Genomic DNA, 15,392 nt, shown 5'->3' with positions numbered 1-15,392 from the left:
GCGGCCGCTCGGCGCGCCGGTCGCGTCGCGTGCCGTGATCGTCTCTCAGCGTGGCAACTCGGGACGCCCGCGACTTCATAAGGTCGCCCTCAGCGGTTCCCGTCCTCGGCGCACCGCCCCCCGCCGCCGCGGGCGGGGACCGCACGACTCGCTCCCCGCGAAGAACTGAAGGAACCACCGAGATGACGCTCCCCCGTCTCCTCCGACACGCCCGCCTGCGCCCCGTCCTCGTGGCGGCCGCGGCCCTCACCGCCGCGACCGCGCTGTCGGCCTGCGGATCGTCCGGGTTCGTCGACGCCAGCGACGCGCTGCCCGCCGGCAGCTCGTCCGGCAGCTCGTCCGGCAGCGCCAACGGCAGCGCGAACGGCACGACCGTCGCCCCGACCGGCGGCCTCGGCACCGGCGTGACCGCCGTCGGCACCGTGGTGACCACCGACGGCTTCACCGTCTACCGCTTCGCCAACGACCGCAACGACCCGTCCGCCGCCACGTGCACCGGCGACTGCGCCAAGAAGTGGCCGCCGGTGCAGGGCGACGGGCAGCCCGCGCTGCAGGGCATCCCGTCCGGCCTGGTCGGCACGATCGGTCGTCCCGACGGCACCCAGCAGCTCACGCTCAACGGCTGGCCGCTCTACCGCTACAGCGGTGACACCAGGCCCGGTGACTCGAAGGGCGAGGGCGTCGGCGGGACCTGGGCCGCGATGGGCGTCAACGGCACCCCCGCCGCCAACGGCCCGGGCGCGAGCCCGGCGGCCGCGCCGGCCGCCGTCCCGGCCGGGTCGCTGGGCGTGACGAGCCCGGCCGGCAAGGCCGCCACGACCGGCGGCGCCCCCGTGACGACCGGGGCCGCACCCGCGGCGGGCCGCTGATCGAAAGGGGCTCGGGGAGGGGCCGGGGCGCAGTCCGCATGCGACTGCATCACCGGCCCCTCCTCGAATCCGCGCGAGAGGGCTATCGTCGGTCCTCATGAACGAACGATCGGTGAGGATCGGGAACTTCTCGGGCTACCTCGGTGACCGGTTCACGGCCATCGACGAGGCGATGGCGGGCGACCCCGTCGACGTCCTCATGGGCGACTACCTCGCCGAGGTGACGCTCGCCGCGCTCGCGGTGACCTACGACCCGGCGCGCGGCGGCGGCTGGGTCGACTACTTCCGCAAACAGCTCCGCCCGCACCTGGCCACGATCGCCGAGCGCGGCATCAGGATCGTGACCAACGCCGGCGGGTTCAACCCCGAGGGGCTCGCCGCGGCCCTGCGCGAGGACCTCGCCGAGGCCGGCGTCGACCTCACCGTCGCCCACGTCGAGGGCGACAACGTCCTCGACCGGCTCGGCGAGTTCCACACCGACGGGCACGCCATGGAGCACCTCGACACCGGCGCCCCGCTCAAGGACTGGGGCGTGGACCCGATCGCGGCCAACTCCTACCTGGGCGGGTTCGGGATCGCCGAGGCGCTGAGGGCCGGCGCCGACATCGTCGTCACGGGGCGGGTCACGGACGCCTCGCTCACCGCCGGTCCGGCCGCCTGGTGGCACGGCTGGACGCCCGACGACTGGGGCCCGCTCGCCGGCGCGATCACCGCCGGGCACATCATCGAGTGCGGTGCCCACGCGACGGGCGGCAACTTCTCGGGCTTCACGCAGGTCCCGGGCATGGTGAAGTGCGGCTTCCCGATCGCCGAGATCGCGGCGGACGGCTCGTCGGTGATCACCAAGCACGCCCGGGACGGCGGCATGGTCACCGTGGACACCGTGACCGCGCAGCTGGTGTACGAGATCCAGGGGCCGCGCTACCTCAACCCCGACGCCACGGTCCACCTCGACACCGTCCGGCTCAGCCAGGTGGGCAAGGACCGCGTCGCGATCGCGCCCGTCACCGGCTCCCCGCCCCCGCCGACGGCGAAGGTGGCGGTGTTCGCGCAGATCGGCTGGCAGATCTCGCAGATGCTGTTCTGCACCTCGCCGAACGTCGCCGAGAAGGTGGCACTGCTGCGCGACCAGCTCCGCGCCCAGCTGGAGGGACACGTCGACCAGCTCGACGTCACCCCGCTCGGCACGGCCGCGGAGGACCCGCACTCCCAGTGGGAGGCCACGGTCCCGATCCGGGTCATGGCGACCGCCCGCGCGCCGGAGGCGCTGAAGCCCTTCCCCGCCGCCGTCGGCAGCCTCTACCTGCAGGGCTTCCCCGGCTTCCACCACGACGGCGGCGCCCAGCCGGTCCGCGAGCCGTGGCCCCGCATCGACTACTGGCCCGCGCTGCTGCCCGCCGAGCTCGTTCCGAACACCGCGGTGCTCGCCGACGGCACGCGCCTCGAGGCGCCGGTCTCCTCGCGCTGGGCGACGCCCGAGGAGCTCGAGCAGGGGCGCTCGCCGGAGCCGCCCGCCGCGTCGACCGCCGCGACGGCCGGGGGCCGCCGGATCCCGCTCGGCGAGCTCACCTACGCCCGCGCCGGCGACAAGGGCGGCAACTCCAACGTCGGCATCTGGGCGCCCGACCCCGAGCACTGGGAGTGGCTGCGGTCCACGCTGAGCACCTCGGCCATCCGCGAGCTGCTGCCCGAGGCCAAGGACTGCGACGTCGTCCGGCACGAGTTCCCGTACCTGCGCGCGGTGCACGTGGTGCTCAAGGGGCTGCTGGGCACGGGCGGGTCGTCGAACCTGCGGGTGGACCAGATCGGCAAGTCCGTGGGCGAGTACCTGCGGTCCAAGCACGTCACGGTGCCGGAGGAGCTGCTGTGACGGCACTGCTCGGGCTGGGCGAGCGGATCGGGGCGGCGGTCGCGAACCCGGCCACCGACGACGCGTTCGACGTCCACGGCGCGCTCGACGCCCTGCTCGGGGGGATCGGCCTGGCCGCGTCGGACACCGGCGGGCGGGTCACGTTCCTCGGCGCCGACCCCGTCGTCCCCAGTGCGTTGCGGCTGGGTGGGGCGGCGGCGCTGGCGCTGGCCGCGAAGTCGGTCGCCGTCGCGGCGCTGCACCGCGACCGCGGCGGCGCGGGCCAGGACGTCACGGCCGACCTGCGCAGCGCCCCGCACCGGCTCTGCCCCTTCTACGACCGGCGCTGGGAGCTGCTCAACGGCTATCCGGCGGCGTCGGCGGCGAACCCGTCGCCGGCGTTCGGGTTCCGCTTCTACCGGACCGGCGACGGCCGCTGGGTCATGCCGCTCAACGGCTATCCGGCGCTGAAGGTCGCCACGCAGCGGCTGCTCGACTGCGCCGACACCCCGGAGGCGGTCGAGCGGGCGGTCGCCCGGTGGGACGCCGCCGACCTGGAACGCGCGGGCGCCGAGGCCGGCGTCGTCATGCCGCTGGTCCGCACCACCGCCGAGTTCCTCGCCACCGAGCAGCACGCCGCCCTCGAGGACACCCCGCTGATCGAGATCACGCGCATCGGCGACGCCGCCCCCGAGCCGCTGCCGGGCGGCGCCGAGCAGCCGCTCGACGGCGTCCGGGCGCTCGGCATGGGGCACGTGATCGCCGGCGCCGGGACGGGCCGGACGCTCGCGCTGCACGGCGCGGACGTGCTGAACCTGTGGCGCCCCACGGAGTTCGAGCACGACACCACGTACGTGACCGCGAACGTCGGGGTCCGGTCCGCGACCGTGCACCCCGCCCGCGGCGACGGCCCGCGGATCGTGCGGGAGCTGCTCGCGGGTGCGGACGTCTTCTACGCCAACCGCCGGCCGGGCTACCTCGCGTCGATCGGGTTGTCGGCGGAGGAGGCCGCGGCGGTGCGGCCCGGCATCGTCCACGCCACGAACACGCTGAACGGGGAGCGGGGGCCGTGGCGCGACCGCGTCGGCTTCGACCAGACGGCCGGCGCGCTCACCGGCATGTTCGACCTGGAAGCCGGCGGGATCTCGCCCGGGGTGGAGCCGCGGCTGTCGCCGATCCTCGTGGTCAACGACTACATCGTCTCCTGGCTGACGGCCGCGGGCATCGTCGCGGCGCTGCGGCGGCGGGCGGTGGAGGGTGGCAGCTGGAAGGTCCACGTCTCGCTGACCCGGGTGGCGCTGTGGATCCTCGGGCTCGGCGTGTTCGACCTCGGCTACGCCCGGTCGGTCGCCGGGACCGGGGACGAGCACGCCTACCTCGACCCCGAGACCTTCACCGCGGACACCCCGCTCGGGCTGTACCAGGGCATGACCGACCAGGTCCGGATGTCCGGCACGCCCGGGCGCTACCGCACGGTCCTCGTGCCGCGCGGCAGCTCCCGGCCGGCCTGGCTCACCTGACCGTCTCCGCAGGTCACCCGGGATCGTGAGTGGCGACTGCCCCTCTAGGGGCAGTTGCCGCTCACAGGTGGACGGGGAGGCTGCCCAGGCCGTGGATCAGCGTGGACTGCCGCCAGCCGAGCGTCTCCGGGTCGTCGGCGAGGGCGAGGCCGGGGAACCGCTCGAGCAGGGTGCGGAAGGCGATCTCGCCCTCGAGCCGGGCCAGCGGGGCGCCCAGGCAGTGGTGCACCCCGTACCCGAAGGCGACGTGCCCGCCCGCGTCGCGGGTGACGTCGAGTGTCGCGGCGTCGCCGTACCGCTCGGTGTCCCGGTTGGCCGAGACGAGCGAGATCAGCACGACCTCGCCCTCGGGGACCGTGGTGCCGCCGATCTCCACCGGCTCGGTGGTGTAGCGGAAGGTCGCGAGGTTGATCGGGCCGTCGAAGCGCAGGAACTCCTCGACGGCGTTGGGCACCAGGTCCGGGTCGGCACGCAGGAGGGCGAGCTGGTCCGGGTGGCGCAGCAGCGCGAGCGTGCCGTTGCCGATCAGGTTGACCGTGGTCTCGTGCCCGGCGACGAGCAGGAGGAACGCCATCGACGTCGCCTCGCGCGCCGAGAGCGTGTCCCCGTCCTCCGACGCCTTCACGATCGCCGACAGCATGTCCTCGCCCGGGTTCGCGGCCTTGTCCGCGACGAGCCGGGCCAGGAACTCCGCCATCGCCGCGGCCGCGGCGCCGCGCTCCTCCGGCGGGGCGGCCGACAGCAGCGTGGTGGTCCAGCCGCGGAAGTCGTCCCGCTCCCCCTCGGGCACGCCGAGCAGCTCGCAGATGACGGTCATGGGCAGTGGGTAGGCGAACTCGTCGAGCAGGTCGACCGTGCCCTCCCGGGCGGCCCTGGCGGCCATCCGGTCCGCCAGCCCGTGCGCGATCTCCTCGATCCGCGGCCGCATCCGCGCGATCGCCCGCACGGTGAACGCCCGGTTCACCAGCTTGCGCAGCCGCGTGTGGTCCGGCGGGTCGGTGTTGAGCATGTGCCCGGCGAGCGAGTCGGCGAACTGCATCCGCCGCTCCGGCGCCACCGAGCGGCGCTCGAGGATCTCGCCGAACTTCGCGCCGTCCTTTGACAGCCGCGGGTCGTTCAGCGCGGGCCGCGCGTCCTCGTAGCGGGTGACCACCCAGGCCTGCAGGCCCATCGGGGTGTTCACCCGCACGACCGGCGCCTCCCGCCGCAGCGTCCGGTACAGCGCGTCCGGGTCGTCGAAGAACTTCCCGTCCAGTTCGACGACCTGGGTCTCCGCGTTCGTCATCGCGTCCTCCCCCGGCCGGGCTCGCCCCGGCCCGGGGCCCACGCTAGGCCGCTCCGCCCTGAGACGTCCTCAGAACGGACAGCCCGCAGGCCCTCGTCGGACGGTCAGCGCTCGTCGCCCCAGAGGCCCTCGCCGGTCCACGGGTCGCGCGACTCCTCGTAGCGGCGCTCCAGCGTGGGGCCGGGCACCGGGCCCTGCACCGGCGAGTCCGCATCGGACCCCGGCTCGCCCGACTGGTACGACGGCTCGTCCTCGGGATCGGCCGCGCGGTGCCGGCCGGCCTCCAGCCCGCGCTGGTAGGTCGACAGCCGGTTGCGCACGCGGTCCGGCTGCCGCTCGGCGGAGGCCTCCCCGCCGCCGGCCGAGGCCCCGGCCGCGCCCCGGCGGCTGCGCAGTGGCGGCGTGACCATCTGCCGGCCGGGCCGGCGCCGCGGGAGGCCGCTCCCGGTGGTCGGCAGCTCGGTCTCGGCCCGCGCCGCGCGCTCGGCGGCCGCGCGCCACTCGTCGTCCCCCGAGCCGGCCCAGTCCCCGCCGGCCCGGTCCCCGCCGGCCCAGCCCCCACCGGCCGAGTCACCGTCGGTCGAGGTCCCGCCGATCGTGGTGCTCGAGCCGAGCCAGCTGTCCGCGAGCCCCCGTCCGTTGCCGTTGTGGCCGTTCGTGTGCCCGTTGACCCCGTTTCCACTGTGGCCGTTCAGCCCGTTGCCGTGGGACCAGCCGTTGGTGGCCGGGGCCGGGTCGTCGTTCGTGCGGAACCACGCCGAGGCCACGGCGGCGAAAATCGGGGTGCCGGCCAGGTCGTCCTCCGTCCGGGAGAGCCCGGCGTCGAACGAGCCGAACAGCTCGTCGACCGAGGCGGGCGCGGGGGCGGACCCGGCGCGGACCGGCTCCCACGTGATCTCCGACGACTCCTCGCGCGGCTCGCGGGGCGCGGGGGCGGGCGAGGGCGAGGGCACGGGGGCCGGGGCGGCCTCGCGCGGGACCTGGACGCCCGCGGCCGGCTCGACCAGCGCCCGCGGGAAGCGGACCAGCGCGATCGTGCCGAAGCCCGGGGTGGCGGGGCCGCCGAGCGGGGCCTGCAGCTCCAGGCGGGCGCCGCAGCGGCGGGCCAGCCGCGCGGCCAGGTGCAGGCCGAGCCGCTCCGGCGGGATGGGCGCGCTGGCGCCCCCGGCGATCTCGTTCTCCAGCGCCGCGGCCTCTTGCCACGGCAGCTCGACGCCCTCGGCCTGCAGCTCGATCGTGACGCCGCCGTCGCCCGCCCAGCGGCCGACCAGCTCGATGCGGCTGCTCCGCGGCACCGTGCGCTCCGCGTGCGCGACCAGCTCGGCGAGCACCTGCCCGGCGCCCACGGCGCTGCCGGCGGCGAGCGAGGCCGACGGGGCGGGCGGGACCGACACGCGCTGCGGCTCCTCGGCGCCGGCCGCGGTGTCCGCGAGGATGCGGCCGATGCCGGTGGGGACGGGGCCGCGCCGCTCGGGGCGGCCGCCGACGAGGCTGAGGACGCTCTCGCCGTCGCGCAGCAGGCGCCGAGCCCCGGCCGCGATCTCGGCACCCTCGGGCGAGTCCGGGCCGAGCCGCTCGGCGACCGAGAGCTGCCGCTCGGCGTGGCCGCAGATCCGCCGCGCGAGGCCCGCGAGCAGCAGGTCGGGCCGGTCGTCGGGGGCGCCGACGGCGCCGCCGGTGCCGGTCGCACCCCCGCCCGGCTCGTCGAGCCAGGAGGCGGACGAGACGTCTCGCTCCACGCTGTCCTCCGCTGGTTCGTACCCCGATCCGGCCGGGACGCCGCACGGACCCGGCCGCCCGCCCGCGACCGCCCGCCGAAGCAGGCGGGCGCCCTCGGGCCCCGCGTCCGCCGGGGGAGCTGCGACCCGACATCTGTAGGTCCACGGGACATTACCCGGCGGTCCGGCGCCCGGCCGCCCGTCCGGCGGGCGTGCGATGACCGGTCGGCGGGAGGTGGACCGGCGGCGATCGGCAAGCCGACACGCCGGACCGGAGGGAGTGATTCCTCCGGCGGCCGGTCGTCGCACGGGTGCGGGCACGGGTGCGGTCCGGCGGGAGGAGGGGGCCGAGAACGGAACAGGCGCCCCGTCCGCGACGCTGCGGCGGTGCGCCCGGTCACAGAGGCTAGGTCAGCACCTGCCCGGTCGTCCAGGGTCCGGTGGGGACCGATTTCCCGAGATCACTCGAAACGGGACGGATCACCGGCGCCCTTGCGGACGATCTCGGGCTCCGGACCGGAGAGATCGACGACGGTGGTCGGCTCGGTGCCGCACTCCCCCGAGTCGAGGACGGCGTCGACGGCGTGGTCGAGCCGCTCCTTGATCTCCCAGCCCTGGGTGGGCGGGACGTCCGGCTCCGGCGAGTCCGGCAGCAGCAGCGTCGACGAGAGCAGCGGCTCGCCGAGCTCGGCGAGCAGGGCCTGGGCGACGAGGTGGTCCGGGATGCGCACGCCGACGGTCTTCTTCTTCGGGTGCAGCAGCCGCCGCGGCACCTCCTTGGTGGCCGGGAGGATGAACGTGTACGGCCCGGGCGTCGCCGCCTTGACCGCGCGGAACACCGCGTTGCCGACCTGCACGAACTGGCCCAGCTGCGCGAAGTCGCTGCAGACGAGGGTGAAGTGGTGGCGGTCGTCGAGCCGGCGGATCGCGCGGATCCGGTCGAGGCCCTCCTTGTTGCCGAGCTGGCAGCCGAGGGCGAAGACCGAGTCGGTGGGGTAGACGATCAGGCCGCCGCCGCGGACGATGTCCACCGCCTGGCCGATCGCGCGGCGCTGCGGGTTGTCCGGGTGCACGTCGAAGTACCGGGCCACCGCGGCAGCCTATCGCCGGAATGCGCAGCGGGGCAGGGATCACCTAGCGTCGACGGGAGCCGGACCGCCGACCACCCTGGAGGACGCCGTGACCCCCGCCGAGCTGCTCACCGACGCCTTCGGCCGGATCTCGGAGGGCGTGCCCGCCGTCGTCGACGGCCTGTCCGAGGAGCAGCTCGCGCTGCGCCTCAACGGCGACGGCAACTCGATCGCGTGGCTCGTGTGGCACCTGACCCGGGTGCAGGACGACCACCTCGCCGACGCCTTCGGCACCGAGCAGGTCTGGCTCGCCGACGGCTGGCAGCAGCGCTTCGGCCTCGACCTCGAGCCCGCCGACACCGGTTACGGGCACGGCCGCGACCAGGTCGCCGCGGTGCGCGCGCCCGCGGACCTGCTGGCCGGCTACCACGCCGCCGTTGCGCAGCGGACCGTCGAGCTGCTGGCGAAGCTCACGCCGGAGCAGCTCGACGAGGTGATCGACGACAACTGGGACCCGCCGGTCACCCGCGGGGTCCGGCTGGTCTCCGTGGTCGACGACGACGCGAAGCACCTCGGGCAGGCCGAGTACGTCCGGGGGCTCCTGCCGGGCTGACCGCGGTCTGGCCGCCGGGCCGCGCCTGGTGTGAGGTGGGGACATGGATCTCCAGTTGACCGGCAGGCGGGCGATCGTGACCGGCGGGAGCCGCGGCATCGGGCTCGCGGTGGCGGCCGCCCTGGCCGCCGAGGGCTGCGACGTCGCGATCGTCTCGCGGGGCAAGGAGGCGCTCGACGAGGCCGCCGCCCGGCTCGCCGCGCACGGCACCCGGATCGTGCCCCTCGTCGCCGACACCACGGACGACGCGTCCGTCCGCGCGATGGTCGACGAGGTGGTGACCACGCTCGGCGGCGTCGACATCCTGGTCAACGCGGCCGCCAGGCCCGCGTCGGCGGGCGCCCAGGCCGGCGCCTCCACCACCGGCGACGACCTCATGCGCGAGCAGTTCGAGACCAAGGTGCTGGGCTACCTGCGGTGCGCCCGCGCCGTCGCCCCGCTGATGACCGGGCAGGGCTGGGGCCGGATCGTCAACATCAGCGGGCTCAACGCGCGCGGGTCGTCGTCGCTGGTCGGCTCGGTGCGCAACGTCGCCGTCTCCGCGATGACCGCCGCGCTGGCCGACGAGCTGGGGCCGCAGGGCGTGAACGTCACCGTCGTGCACCCCGGGCTCACCGTCACCGAGCGCACCCCGGCCATGGTCGCCGCCAAGGCCGAGGCCGACGGCACGTCGGCGGAGGAGGCGGAGCGCGCCCTCGGCCGGACGACCACGGTCGGCCGGATGATCACCGCCGAGGAGGTCGCGGACGTCGTCGCCTTCCTCGCCTCGCCGCGCAGCGTGGCGATCAACGGCGACGCCGTGGCCGCGGGCGGCGGGCAGCCGGGGGTGACCTTCTACTGAGATCGCGGGCCGGGATACTCGGGCCGTGGCGGACGACCGGCGGCCCCTGTACCACCTCGTCGGGACCGCGGGGTTCCCGAACTACGGCGACGAGCTGATCGCCGCCGGCTGGCTGCGGCACCTGGCGCGCACCGCGCCGGGGGCGGACGTCTGGCTCGACTGCCCCTCCCCCGGCACCGCCGCCGTCCTGCTCGACGGCCTGCACCCGCGGGCGCGCTTCACCGACACGATCTGGCGGCTGTGCCACGCGGCGCCGGAGGGCGGCCCGTGGGAGACGGCGGCGTGGGTGCGCAGCGCGGTCGCCGACCCGGGCCTCGCGCCCCGGTGGGTCGCAGGGGTCGAGCTACTGCGCCGGGCCGACGTGGTGCACGTGGTCGGCGGCGGGTACGTCAACGGGATCTGGCCCCGGCACGCCGGGGTGCTCGCCGCGGCGGTCGCCGCCGTCGAGCACTCGGGCGGGCGCGCCGTCGCGACCGGACAGGGCCTCACGCCGGAGGCCGACGGCGCCGGGCCGCTGCTCCGCTCGCTGCTGGAGCGGTTCGCGCTGGTCGAGGTGCGCGACGAGGCCTCGGCCCGGCTGCTCGACCGGCCGGACACCCTCGGGCTCGACGACGCCTTCCTCCCCGCCGCCGCGGTCCCGGCGGTCGACGACGCGCCACGGGTCGTGCTCTGCCTGCAGTCCGACCTCAGCGACCGGCCCGCCGAGGCGCTGGCCACGTTCGTGCTCGGGGCGCTGCGGCGGTGGGAGGTCGACCCCGGGGAGGTCGCCGTCGTCGAGGGGAGTCCGGGGCAGGACCGCGTGGTCTACGCGCTGCTGGAGCACGAGCTGCCCGGGGCGCGGTTCGTGCCGTTCGACGCCGTGTGGCGGGACGGGCTGCCGGTGGCGGCCGACCAGACGTGGATCTCCACCCGCTTCCACCCGCACCTCGTCGGGGCGGCGGTGGGCGCGGGCGGGATCGCGGTGAGCCTGAACGGCGACTACTACCCCACCAAGCACCGCTCGCTGACCGCGCTGGGCAGCGGCTGGGAGCTGGTCACCGACCTCGGCGCGACACCGGACCGGCCGGGCCCGGGCGGCTTCCCGCCCGCGGTCCTGACCGACCTGCGGGAGCGGAAGGCCGCGCTGGCCGACCGCGTCTACGGGCGGCGCGCCGGCCACGGGATCCGCCGCTCGGCCTGACGAGTGGCAAACGTGCCGATCATCACCCGGATGGAGGGACACGTTCGCCGTAGCCGCCGCGATGAGTGGGCATGGACGCGATCAGCAACGACCACGGGGCCGCGGCCGTCCCGGTTCCCGCGCAGCGTCCGGCCCCCGGGGACTGCACGGACCCCGTCGCCGCCGACGACCGCCTGATCGAGGAGATCAGGACCGGGCGCCGGACCGCCGACGACCCCGACCCCCTCGTCCGTGTCCTCGTGCGCTGGCGCCAGGTCATGCGGCTGCCGCGCACCGGGCGGAGCGGCGGACGGCGCCGCTGCGGCCGGGTCTGAGCCGCGGGTGAGCGTCAGGCCTGCTGCAGCTGGGTGAGGCGGCGGGTGGTGGGCCAGCGGACGTCGTGCGCCCAGCCGAACCGCTCGAACAGCCAGATCACCCGGGCCGAGATGTCGATCTGCCCCTTGAGGACGCCGTGCCGCGCGCAGGTCGGGTCGGCGTGGTGCAGGTTGTGCCAGCTCTCGCCCATCGACAGGATCGCCAGCGGCCAGAAGTTGCGGGAGCGGTCGCGCGAGCGGAAGGGCCGCGCCCCGACCATGTGGCAGATCGAGTTGATCGACCAGGTCACGTGGTGGCAGATGCCCATGCGCACCAGGCCGCCCCAGAAGAAGCCGGTCAGCGCGCCGGCCCAGGACCAGGTCAGCAGGCCGCCGAGCACCGCGGGCAGGACCAGGCTCACCGTGACCCACAGCCCGAACAGCCCGCTCACCCGGCGCAGCACCTTGTCGGCGAGCAGGTCCGGGATGAAGCGCTCCCAGTTCGTCTTGCGGCGGTCGAAGATCCAGCCGATGTGCGCCCAGAAGAACCCGCGGGCGACGGCCCACGGCGTGGTGCCGTAGCGCCACGGCGAGTGCGGGTCGCCCTCCTTGTCGGAGTAGGCGTGGTGGCGGCGGTGGTCGGCGACCCACGCCATCATCGAGCCCTGGATCGCCATCGAGCCGGTGATCGCCAGGACCACCCGCAGCCACGGCCGCGCCTTGAACGAGCGGTGCGTGAAGTGCCGGTGGTAGCCGACGGTCACGCCCAGGATCCCGACGGTGTAGAAGACCGCGGCGATCACGACGTCCCACCAGCCCAGGCCCCAGCCCCACAGCACGGGGACGGTCGCCAGCAGGGCCAGCACGGGGAGCACCACGAACGTCCAGACCAGCCCCTGCTGCCAGGTGCTGCGGTACTCGCCGATCATCGGCTTGGGGCCCTTCGGGGCCGTGCCCGACTCGGCACCGGAGACGGGGTCGGGAGCGGGGTCGGGGGCGGGGAGGTCGGGGGCCTCGACGCTCAAGCGGGTCACCTCGTGGTGTCGGGGGCGGAGCGGGACGGACTTCAGGCCAGCCTAAGGGCGGGAGTCCGGTACCCGCTGAGTGCAGGGGTAGTCCTCACGCGGCCGCCGTCCGCGTGTCACCGGTCCGGTACCGGCGGGCCACCGCGTGAGGACGTGCCAGGATCACCGGGCCCGGCGCCCCGGCGACGAGAAGGAGCCCCATGACCCGCTACGAGCGCGTGCCCGCCCCCGACGGCGACGAGTTCGACGCCTACCTGGCCCTCCCGGAGGACGGCCGCGGCCCCGGCGTCCTCGTGTTCCAGGAGATCTTCGGGATCAACGACAACATCCGCGGGATCTGCGACCGGCTCGCCGGCGAGGGGTACGTCGCCCTGGCGCCCGACATGTTCTGGCGGCTGGAGCGCCGCTTCGAACGCAAGGACGAGTCCGCCCTGGCCGAGTGCATGGGCATGGTCCAGCGGCTGGACTTCGCCGCCGCCGCGGGCGACATCGCCGCCGCGTTCGCCCACCTGCGGGCGATGCCCGAGAGCACCGGCAAGGTCGGCGCCATCGGCTTCTGCCTCGGCGGCACGCTCACCTGGCTGTGCGCCACCACCGCGCGGGTCGACGGCGCCGGCATCGACGCCGCCGTCCCCTACTACGGCTCCGGCATCCAGGACATGCTCGACCGCGCCGACGCCCTCGAGTGCCCCGCCCTGTTCCACTACGGCGACCGCGACCCGTTCATCCCGCAGGAGCAGATCGAGAAGGTCGAGGCGGCGGTGGGCGGGAAGCCGCAGGTCGAGGTGCGGCACTACGACGCCGGCCACGCCTTCTCCAACTGGGACGCCCCCTCGATGTACGACGAGAAGGCCGCCGTGGAGGCGTGGGGCCACACCACGGCGTTCCTCGCCCGGCACCTGCGGTAGCGCGCTACTCCCCCTGCGCCCGGAGCAGGGCGCGGGTGCGGGAGCGCTCCTCGGGGTCGGGCGAGAAGGGCAGGGCGACGTACTCGTCCACCCCCGCCTCCCGCAGCTCCCCGAGCCGCTCGGCGACCTCCTGCTCCCCGCCGACGATCGCCGCGTCCTCGGGGCCCGCGTAGCCCTCGCGGTCGAGCATCGCGCGGTAGGAGGGCAGCCGGCCGTAGACCGCGAACTGGCGGGCGGCCTCGGCGCGGGCGGCGTCGACGTCGTCGGTCACGGTGATCGGCAGCGAGGCGACCACCCGCACGGTCCGGCCGGCCTCCTCGGCGGCCGCCCGGATCGTCGGGACCACGTGCTCGGCGAGGGTCCGCGGTCCGGTCATCCAGGTGACCGTGCCGGCGGTGCGGCGGCCGGCGAGCCGCAGCATCTGCGGGCCGAGTGCGGCGAGGTAGACGTCCGGCGCGGGCGCGCCGGGGACCTTCAACGACCCTCGCGTGGTGACGAGCTCGCCCTCGGCCGCGGCCTTCTCCCCCGCCAGCAGCGGGAGCAGCCCGTCGAGGTACTCGGAGAGCCGCCGGACCGGGCGGTCGAACGGCAGCCCCCACACCCCCTCGACGACGGGCCGGTGACTGAGCCCGAGCCCGAGCGTGAGCCTGCCCTCGCCGATCAGGTTGACGGTGAGCGCGCGCTGGGCCAGCGCCATCGGGTGCTGCGGCTGGATCGGGACCACGCCGGTCCCCACCTCGATCCCGGGCACCTCGCGCAGGGCCACGGCGAGGACGGTGAGCAGGTCCGGCTCGTAGGGCAGCTGCGCGGTCCAGTACCGGCGGAAGCCCTCGTCGCGCAGCCGCGCGAGCTCCTCGACGTAGGTGTCGACGACGGAGCGACCGCCGCCGTCGCCCAGGTACCCGAACATGCTGATCCGCATCGCCATGCGGCCAGCATCGCAGTCCCGGGGCCGAGCACTCGCCGTGCTGGCGCGGCGGGCCCTCCATCGGGCCGCAGGCGGTCGTCGAGAACGTGCTCGCGAACCTTGCCGAGGACGCCGAGGCGCCCTCAGCCGCGCATCGCCGCCAGGAACGCCGTGACGTCCCGGTGCACCACGAAGTGCCGGTCCAGCCCGAGCAGCACCGCGACCCGGCTCACGCCCGGGTGCGCGTGCAGCCCGGCCAGGTGGACCCGGCCACCGGAGCGGGTGTAGACGCCGAGCAGCGCGCTGACGCCGACCGAGCCGAGGTAGGTGACCTCCGACAGGTCCACCACCATCGCGCGGGCGCCGACCGCGGCCGCGTGCAGGGCGTCGTGCAGCCGCGCCGCGGAGTCCGCGTCGAGCTCGCCGACGAGCCGGAGCGCGACCACCCCGTGGTCCAGGGTCCGGCTCTCCGCCGTGAAGGAGCTGGGCGATCGTTCCAGTGCCCGCGTCACGCCGATGGCCTCCTCGTGCCGTCACACCGCCGGGCCTCACCTTCCCGCCAGGTCAGCGAGGGGTCAACCGACGGGTGGGTGACGCGATCACCACGTTTGATCGACGTCGGGGCGAGCTACACGTGACACCCGTGCCCGGTCGGCGCACCGGCTCTACGCTGGACGGCGACGGCGGGAGGAGGCCGGCGTGCCGAAGGTGCTCGGGGGGTCGCTCGCCGCCCACCGCGACGAGGTGCGGGCCCGCGTGTTCGCGGCGCTGCGCGAGCTGCTCTACGAGCGGGGCTTCGACGCCGTCACGCTGGCCGGCGTCGCCGCCGCGGCCGGGGTGGGCCGGACGTCGATCTACAACCACTTCCCGGACCGCCAGGCGCTGCTCGTCGCGTTCGTGGAGCACGAGGCGGACCGGTACGTCGCCGACCTCGAGTCGGCGCTGGCCGCCGCGGCCACACCCACCGATCGGCTCGCCGTCTTCGCGCGCCTGCAGCTGCACCGGCTGGCGGAGTTCCACCTCCCCCCGGGCCAGGGCCTGGCCGGGACCCTGGATCCCGAGGCGTACCGGCGGATCGCGGCGCACGCGGACCCGATCGGCGACCGGCTGGCGCGGATCGTGCGGGAGGGGATCGAGTCGGGCGAGATGGCCGCCGAGGACCCGGCCGTCCTCGTGGCGATGATCGGCGCGGCGCTGTCCGCCCGGCAGATCGTCGACGTGCCGCCGGAGGAGCTGGCGGGCTCGGTCGAGGCGGCCGTGCGGATCGTGCTGGGCATGGTCCGACCCTCGAATTTAGGCTAGCCTCAGTCCGCC

The 15,392-nt window shown here is 75.4% G+C and carries 15 protein-coding genes; 9 read left to right on the top strand and 6 right to left on the bottom strand.

Features of this window, described 5'->3' with window-relative positions; translation table 11 throughout:
* Window positions 1–182: 182 nt before the first annotated feature.
* The 3 genes from PKE99_RS19635 (at window position 183) to PKE99_RS19625 (ending at window position 4,238) form a co-directional block, all read left to right on the top strand.
* Window positions 183–869: a COG4315 family predicted lipoprotein gene (locus tag PKE99_RS19635; RefSeq protein WP_051737601.1), complete on the top strand. Its 687-nt coding sequence runs from the start codon at window positions 183–185 to the stop codon at window positions 867–869.
* 97 nt (window positions 870–966) lie between these two features.
* A complete protein-coding gene (locus PKE99_RS19630; RefSeq protein ID WP_037047232.1) occupies window positions 967–2,739 on the top strand; it encodes an acyclic terpene utilization AtuA family protein in 1,773 nt (590 codons plus the stop codon).
* Entirely contained in the window at window positions 2,736–4,238 is a 1,503-nt protein-coding gene (locus tag PKE99_RS19625; protein ID WP_231498254.1) for a CoA transferase, read from the top strand. The genes PKE99_RS19630 and PKE99_RS19625 overlap by 4 nt, the downstream gene beginning before the upstream one ends.
* A 61-nt stretch (window positions 4,239–4,299) precedes the next feature.
* On the opposite strand, the gene PKE99_RS19620 is transcribed toward PKE99_RS19625, so the two are convergent.
* From PKE99_RS19620 to PKE99_RS19610, 3 genes are all read right to left on the bottom strand, one after another.
* Window positions 4,300–5,523, bottom strand: coding sequence for a cytochrome P450 family protein (locus PKE99_RS19620; RefSeq protein WP_037047233.1), 1,224 nt, complete (start codon window positions 5,521–5,523; stop codon window positions 4,300–4,302).
* A 104-nt stretch (window positions 5,524–5,627) separates the two neighbouring features.
* Window positions 5,628–7,262 carry an ATP-binding protein gene (locus PKE99_RS19615; RefSeq protein ID WP_037047236.1) on the bottom strand — a complete coding sequence of 545 codons (1,635 nt, stop codon included), beginning with the start codon at window positions 7,260–7,262 and terminating at the stop codon, window positions 5,628–5,630.
* 440 nt (window positions 7,263–7,702) lie between these two features.
* Window positions 7,703–8,332: an L-threonylcarbamoyladenylate synthase gene (locus PKE99_RS19610; protein WP_037047238.1), complete on the bottom strand. Its 630-nt coding sequence runs from the start codon at window positions 8,330–8,332 to the stop codon at window positions 7,703–7,705.
* A gap of 88 nt (window positions 8,333–8,420) precedes the next feature.
* Here PKE99_RS19610 and PKE99_RS19605 point away from each other — a divergent pair, with 88 nt between their 5' ends.
* The 4 genes from PKE99_RS19605 (at window position 8,421) to PKE99_RS19590 (ending at window position 11,259) form a co-directional block, all read left to right on the top strand.
* Entirely contained in the window at window positions 8,421–8,924 is a 504-nt protein-coding gene (locus PKE99_RS19605; protein ID WP_156067682.1) for a mycothiol transferase, read from the top strand.
* 43 nt (window positions 8,925–8,967) lie between these two features.
* A complete protein-coding gene (locus PKE99_RS19600; RefSeq protein ID WP_037047240.1) occupies window positions 8,968–9,765 on the top strand; it encodes an SDR family NAD(P)-dependent oxidoreductase in 798 nt (265 codons plus the stop codon).
* 25 nt (window positions 9,766–9,790) lie between these two features.
* Complete coding sequence (locus PKE99_RS19595; RefSeq protein ID WP_081924223.1) at window positions 9,791–10,945, top strand: polysaccharide pyruvyl transferase family protein; 1,155 nt, start codon at window positions 9,791–9,793, stop codon at window positions 10,943–10,945.
* A gap of 71 nt (window positions 10,946–11,016) precedes the next feature.
* Entirely contained in the window at window positions 11,017–11,259 is a 243-nt protein-coding gene (locus PKE99_RS19590) for a hypothetical protein (protein ID WP_037047243.1), read from the top strand.
* Window positions 11,260–11,273: 14 nt separating this feature from the next.
* Here PKE99_RS19590 and PKE99_RS19585 read toward each other — a convergent pair whose 3' ends face one another.
* Entirely contained in the window at window positions 11,274–12,167 is an 894-nt protein-coding gene (locus PKE99_RS19585) for an acyl-CoA desaturase (RefSeq protein ID WP_051737627.1), read from the bottom strand.
* Between the two features lie 296 nt (window positions 12,168–12,463).
* On the opposite strand from PKE99_RS19585, the gene PKE99_RS19580 reads away from it, so the two are divergent.
* A complete protein-coding gene (locus tag PKE99_RS19580; RefSeq protein ID WP_037047245.1) occupies window positions 12,464–13,171 on the top strand; it encodes a dienelactone hydrolase family protein in 708 nt (235 codons plus the stop codon).
* Window positions 13,172–13,175: 4 nt separating this feature from the next.
* On the opposite strand, the gene PKE99_RS19575 is transcribed toward PKE99_RS19580, so the two are convergent.
* Complete coding sequence (locus PKE99_RS19575; RefSeq protein WP_037047248.1) at window positions 13,176–14,099, bottom strand: TIGR03564 family F420-dependent LLM class oxidoreductase; 924 nt, start codon at window positions 14,097–14,099, stop codon at window positions 13,176–13,178.
* A 122-nt stretch (window positions 14,100–14,221) separates the two neighbouring features.
* Complete coding sequence (locus PKE99_RS19570) at window positions 14,222–14,590, bottom strand: STAS domain-containing protein (RefSeq protein WP_051737602.1); 369 nt, start codon at window positions 14,588–14,590, stop codon at window positions 14,222–14,224.
* A gap of 187 nt (window positions 14,591–14,777) precedes the next feature.
* Here PKE99_RS19570 and PKE99_RS19565 point away from each other — a divergent pair, with 187 nt between their 5' ends.
* Entirely contained in the window at window positions 14,778–15,380 is a 603-nt protein-coding gene (locus PKE99_RS19565) for a TetR/AcrR family transcriptional regulator (RefSeq protein ID WP_037047251.1), read from the top strand.
* Window positions 15,381–15,392: the final 12 nt, after the last annotated feature.

The organism is Pseudonocardia halophobica (assembly GCF_027922425.1).
GTDB classification, from domain to species: Bacteria; Actinomycetota; Actinomycetes; order Mycobacteriales; family Pseudonocardiaceae; genus Pseudonocardia; species Pseudonocardia halophobica.
The sequence above is the reverse complement of the archived record's forward strand: the minus strand, read 5'-3'. Positions and strand labels throughout refer to the sequence as shown.

Bases quoted from the DNA above. Each gene is read 5' to 3' on its own strand.
- PKE99_RS19635 (WP_051737601.1), top strand. From the start codon at position 183: ATGACGCTCCCCCGTCTCCTCCGACACGCCCGCCTGCGCCCCGTCCTC.
- PKE99_RS19630 (WP_037047232.1), top strand. From the start codon at position 967: ATGAACGAACGATCGGTGAGGATCGGGAACTTCTCGGGCTACCTCGGT.
- PKE99_RS19620 (WP_037047233.1), bottom strand. From the start codon at position 5,523: ATGACGAACGCGGAGACCCAGGTCGTCGAACTGGACGGGAAGTTCTTC.
- PKE99_RS19600 (WP_037047240.1), top strand. From the start codon at position 8,968: ATGGATCTCCAGTTGACCGGCAGGCGGGCGATCGTGACCGGCGGGAGC.
- PKE99_RS19590 (WP_037047243.1), top strand. From the start codon at position 11,017: ATGGACGCGATCAGCAACGACCACGGGGCCGCGGCCGTCCCGGTTCCC.
- PKE99_RS19585 (WP_051737627.1), bottom strand. From the start codon at position 12,167: ATGATCGGCGAGTACCGCAGCACCTGGCAGCAGGGGCTGGTCTGGACG.
- PKE99_RS19580 (WP_037047245.1), top strand. From the start codon at position 12,464: ATGACCCGCTACGAGCGCGTGCCCGCCCCCGACGGCGACGAGTTCGAC.
- PKE99_RS19575 (WP_037047248.1), bottom strand. From the start codon at position 14,099: ATGGCGATGCGGATCAGCATGTTCGGGTACCTGGGCGACGGCGGCGGT.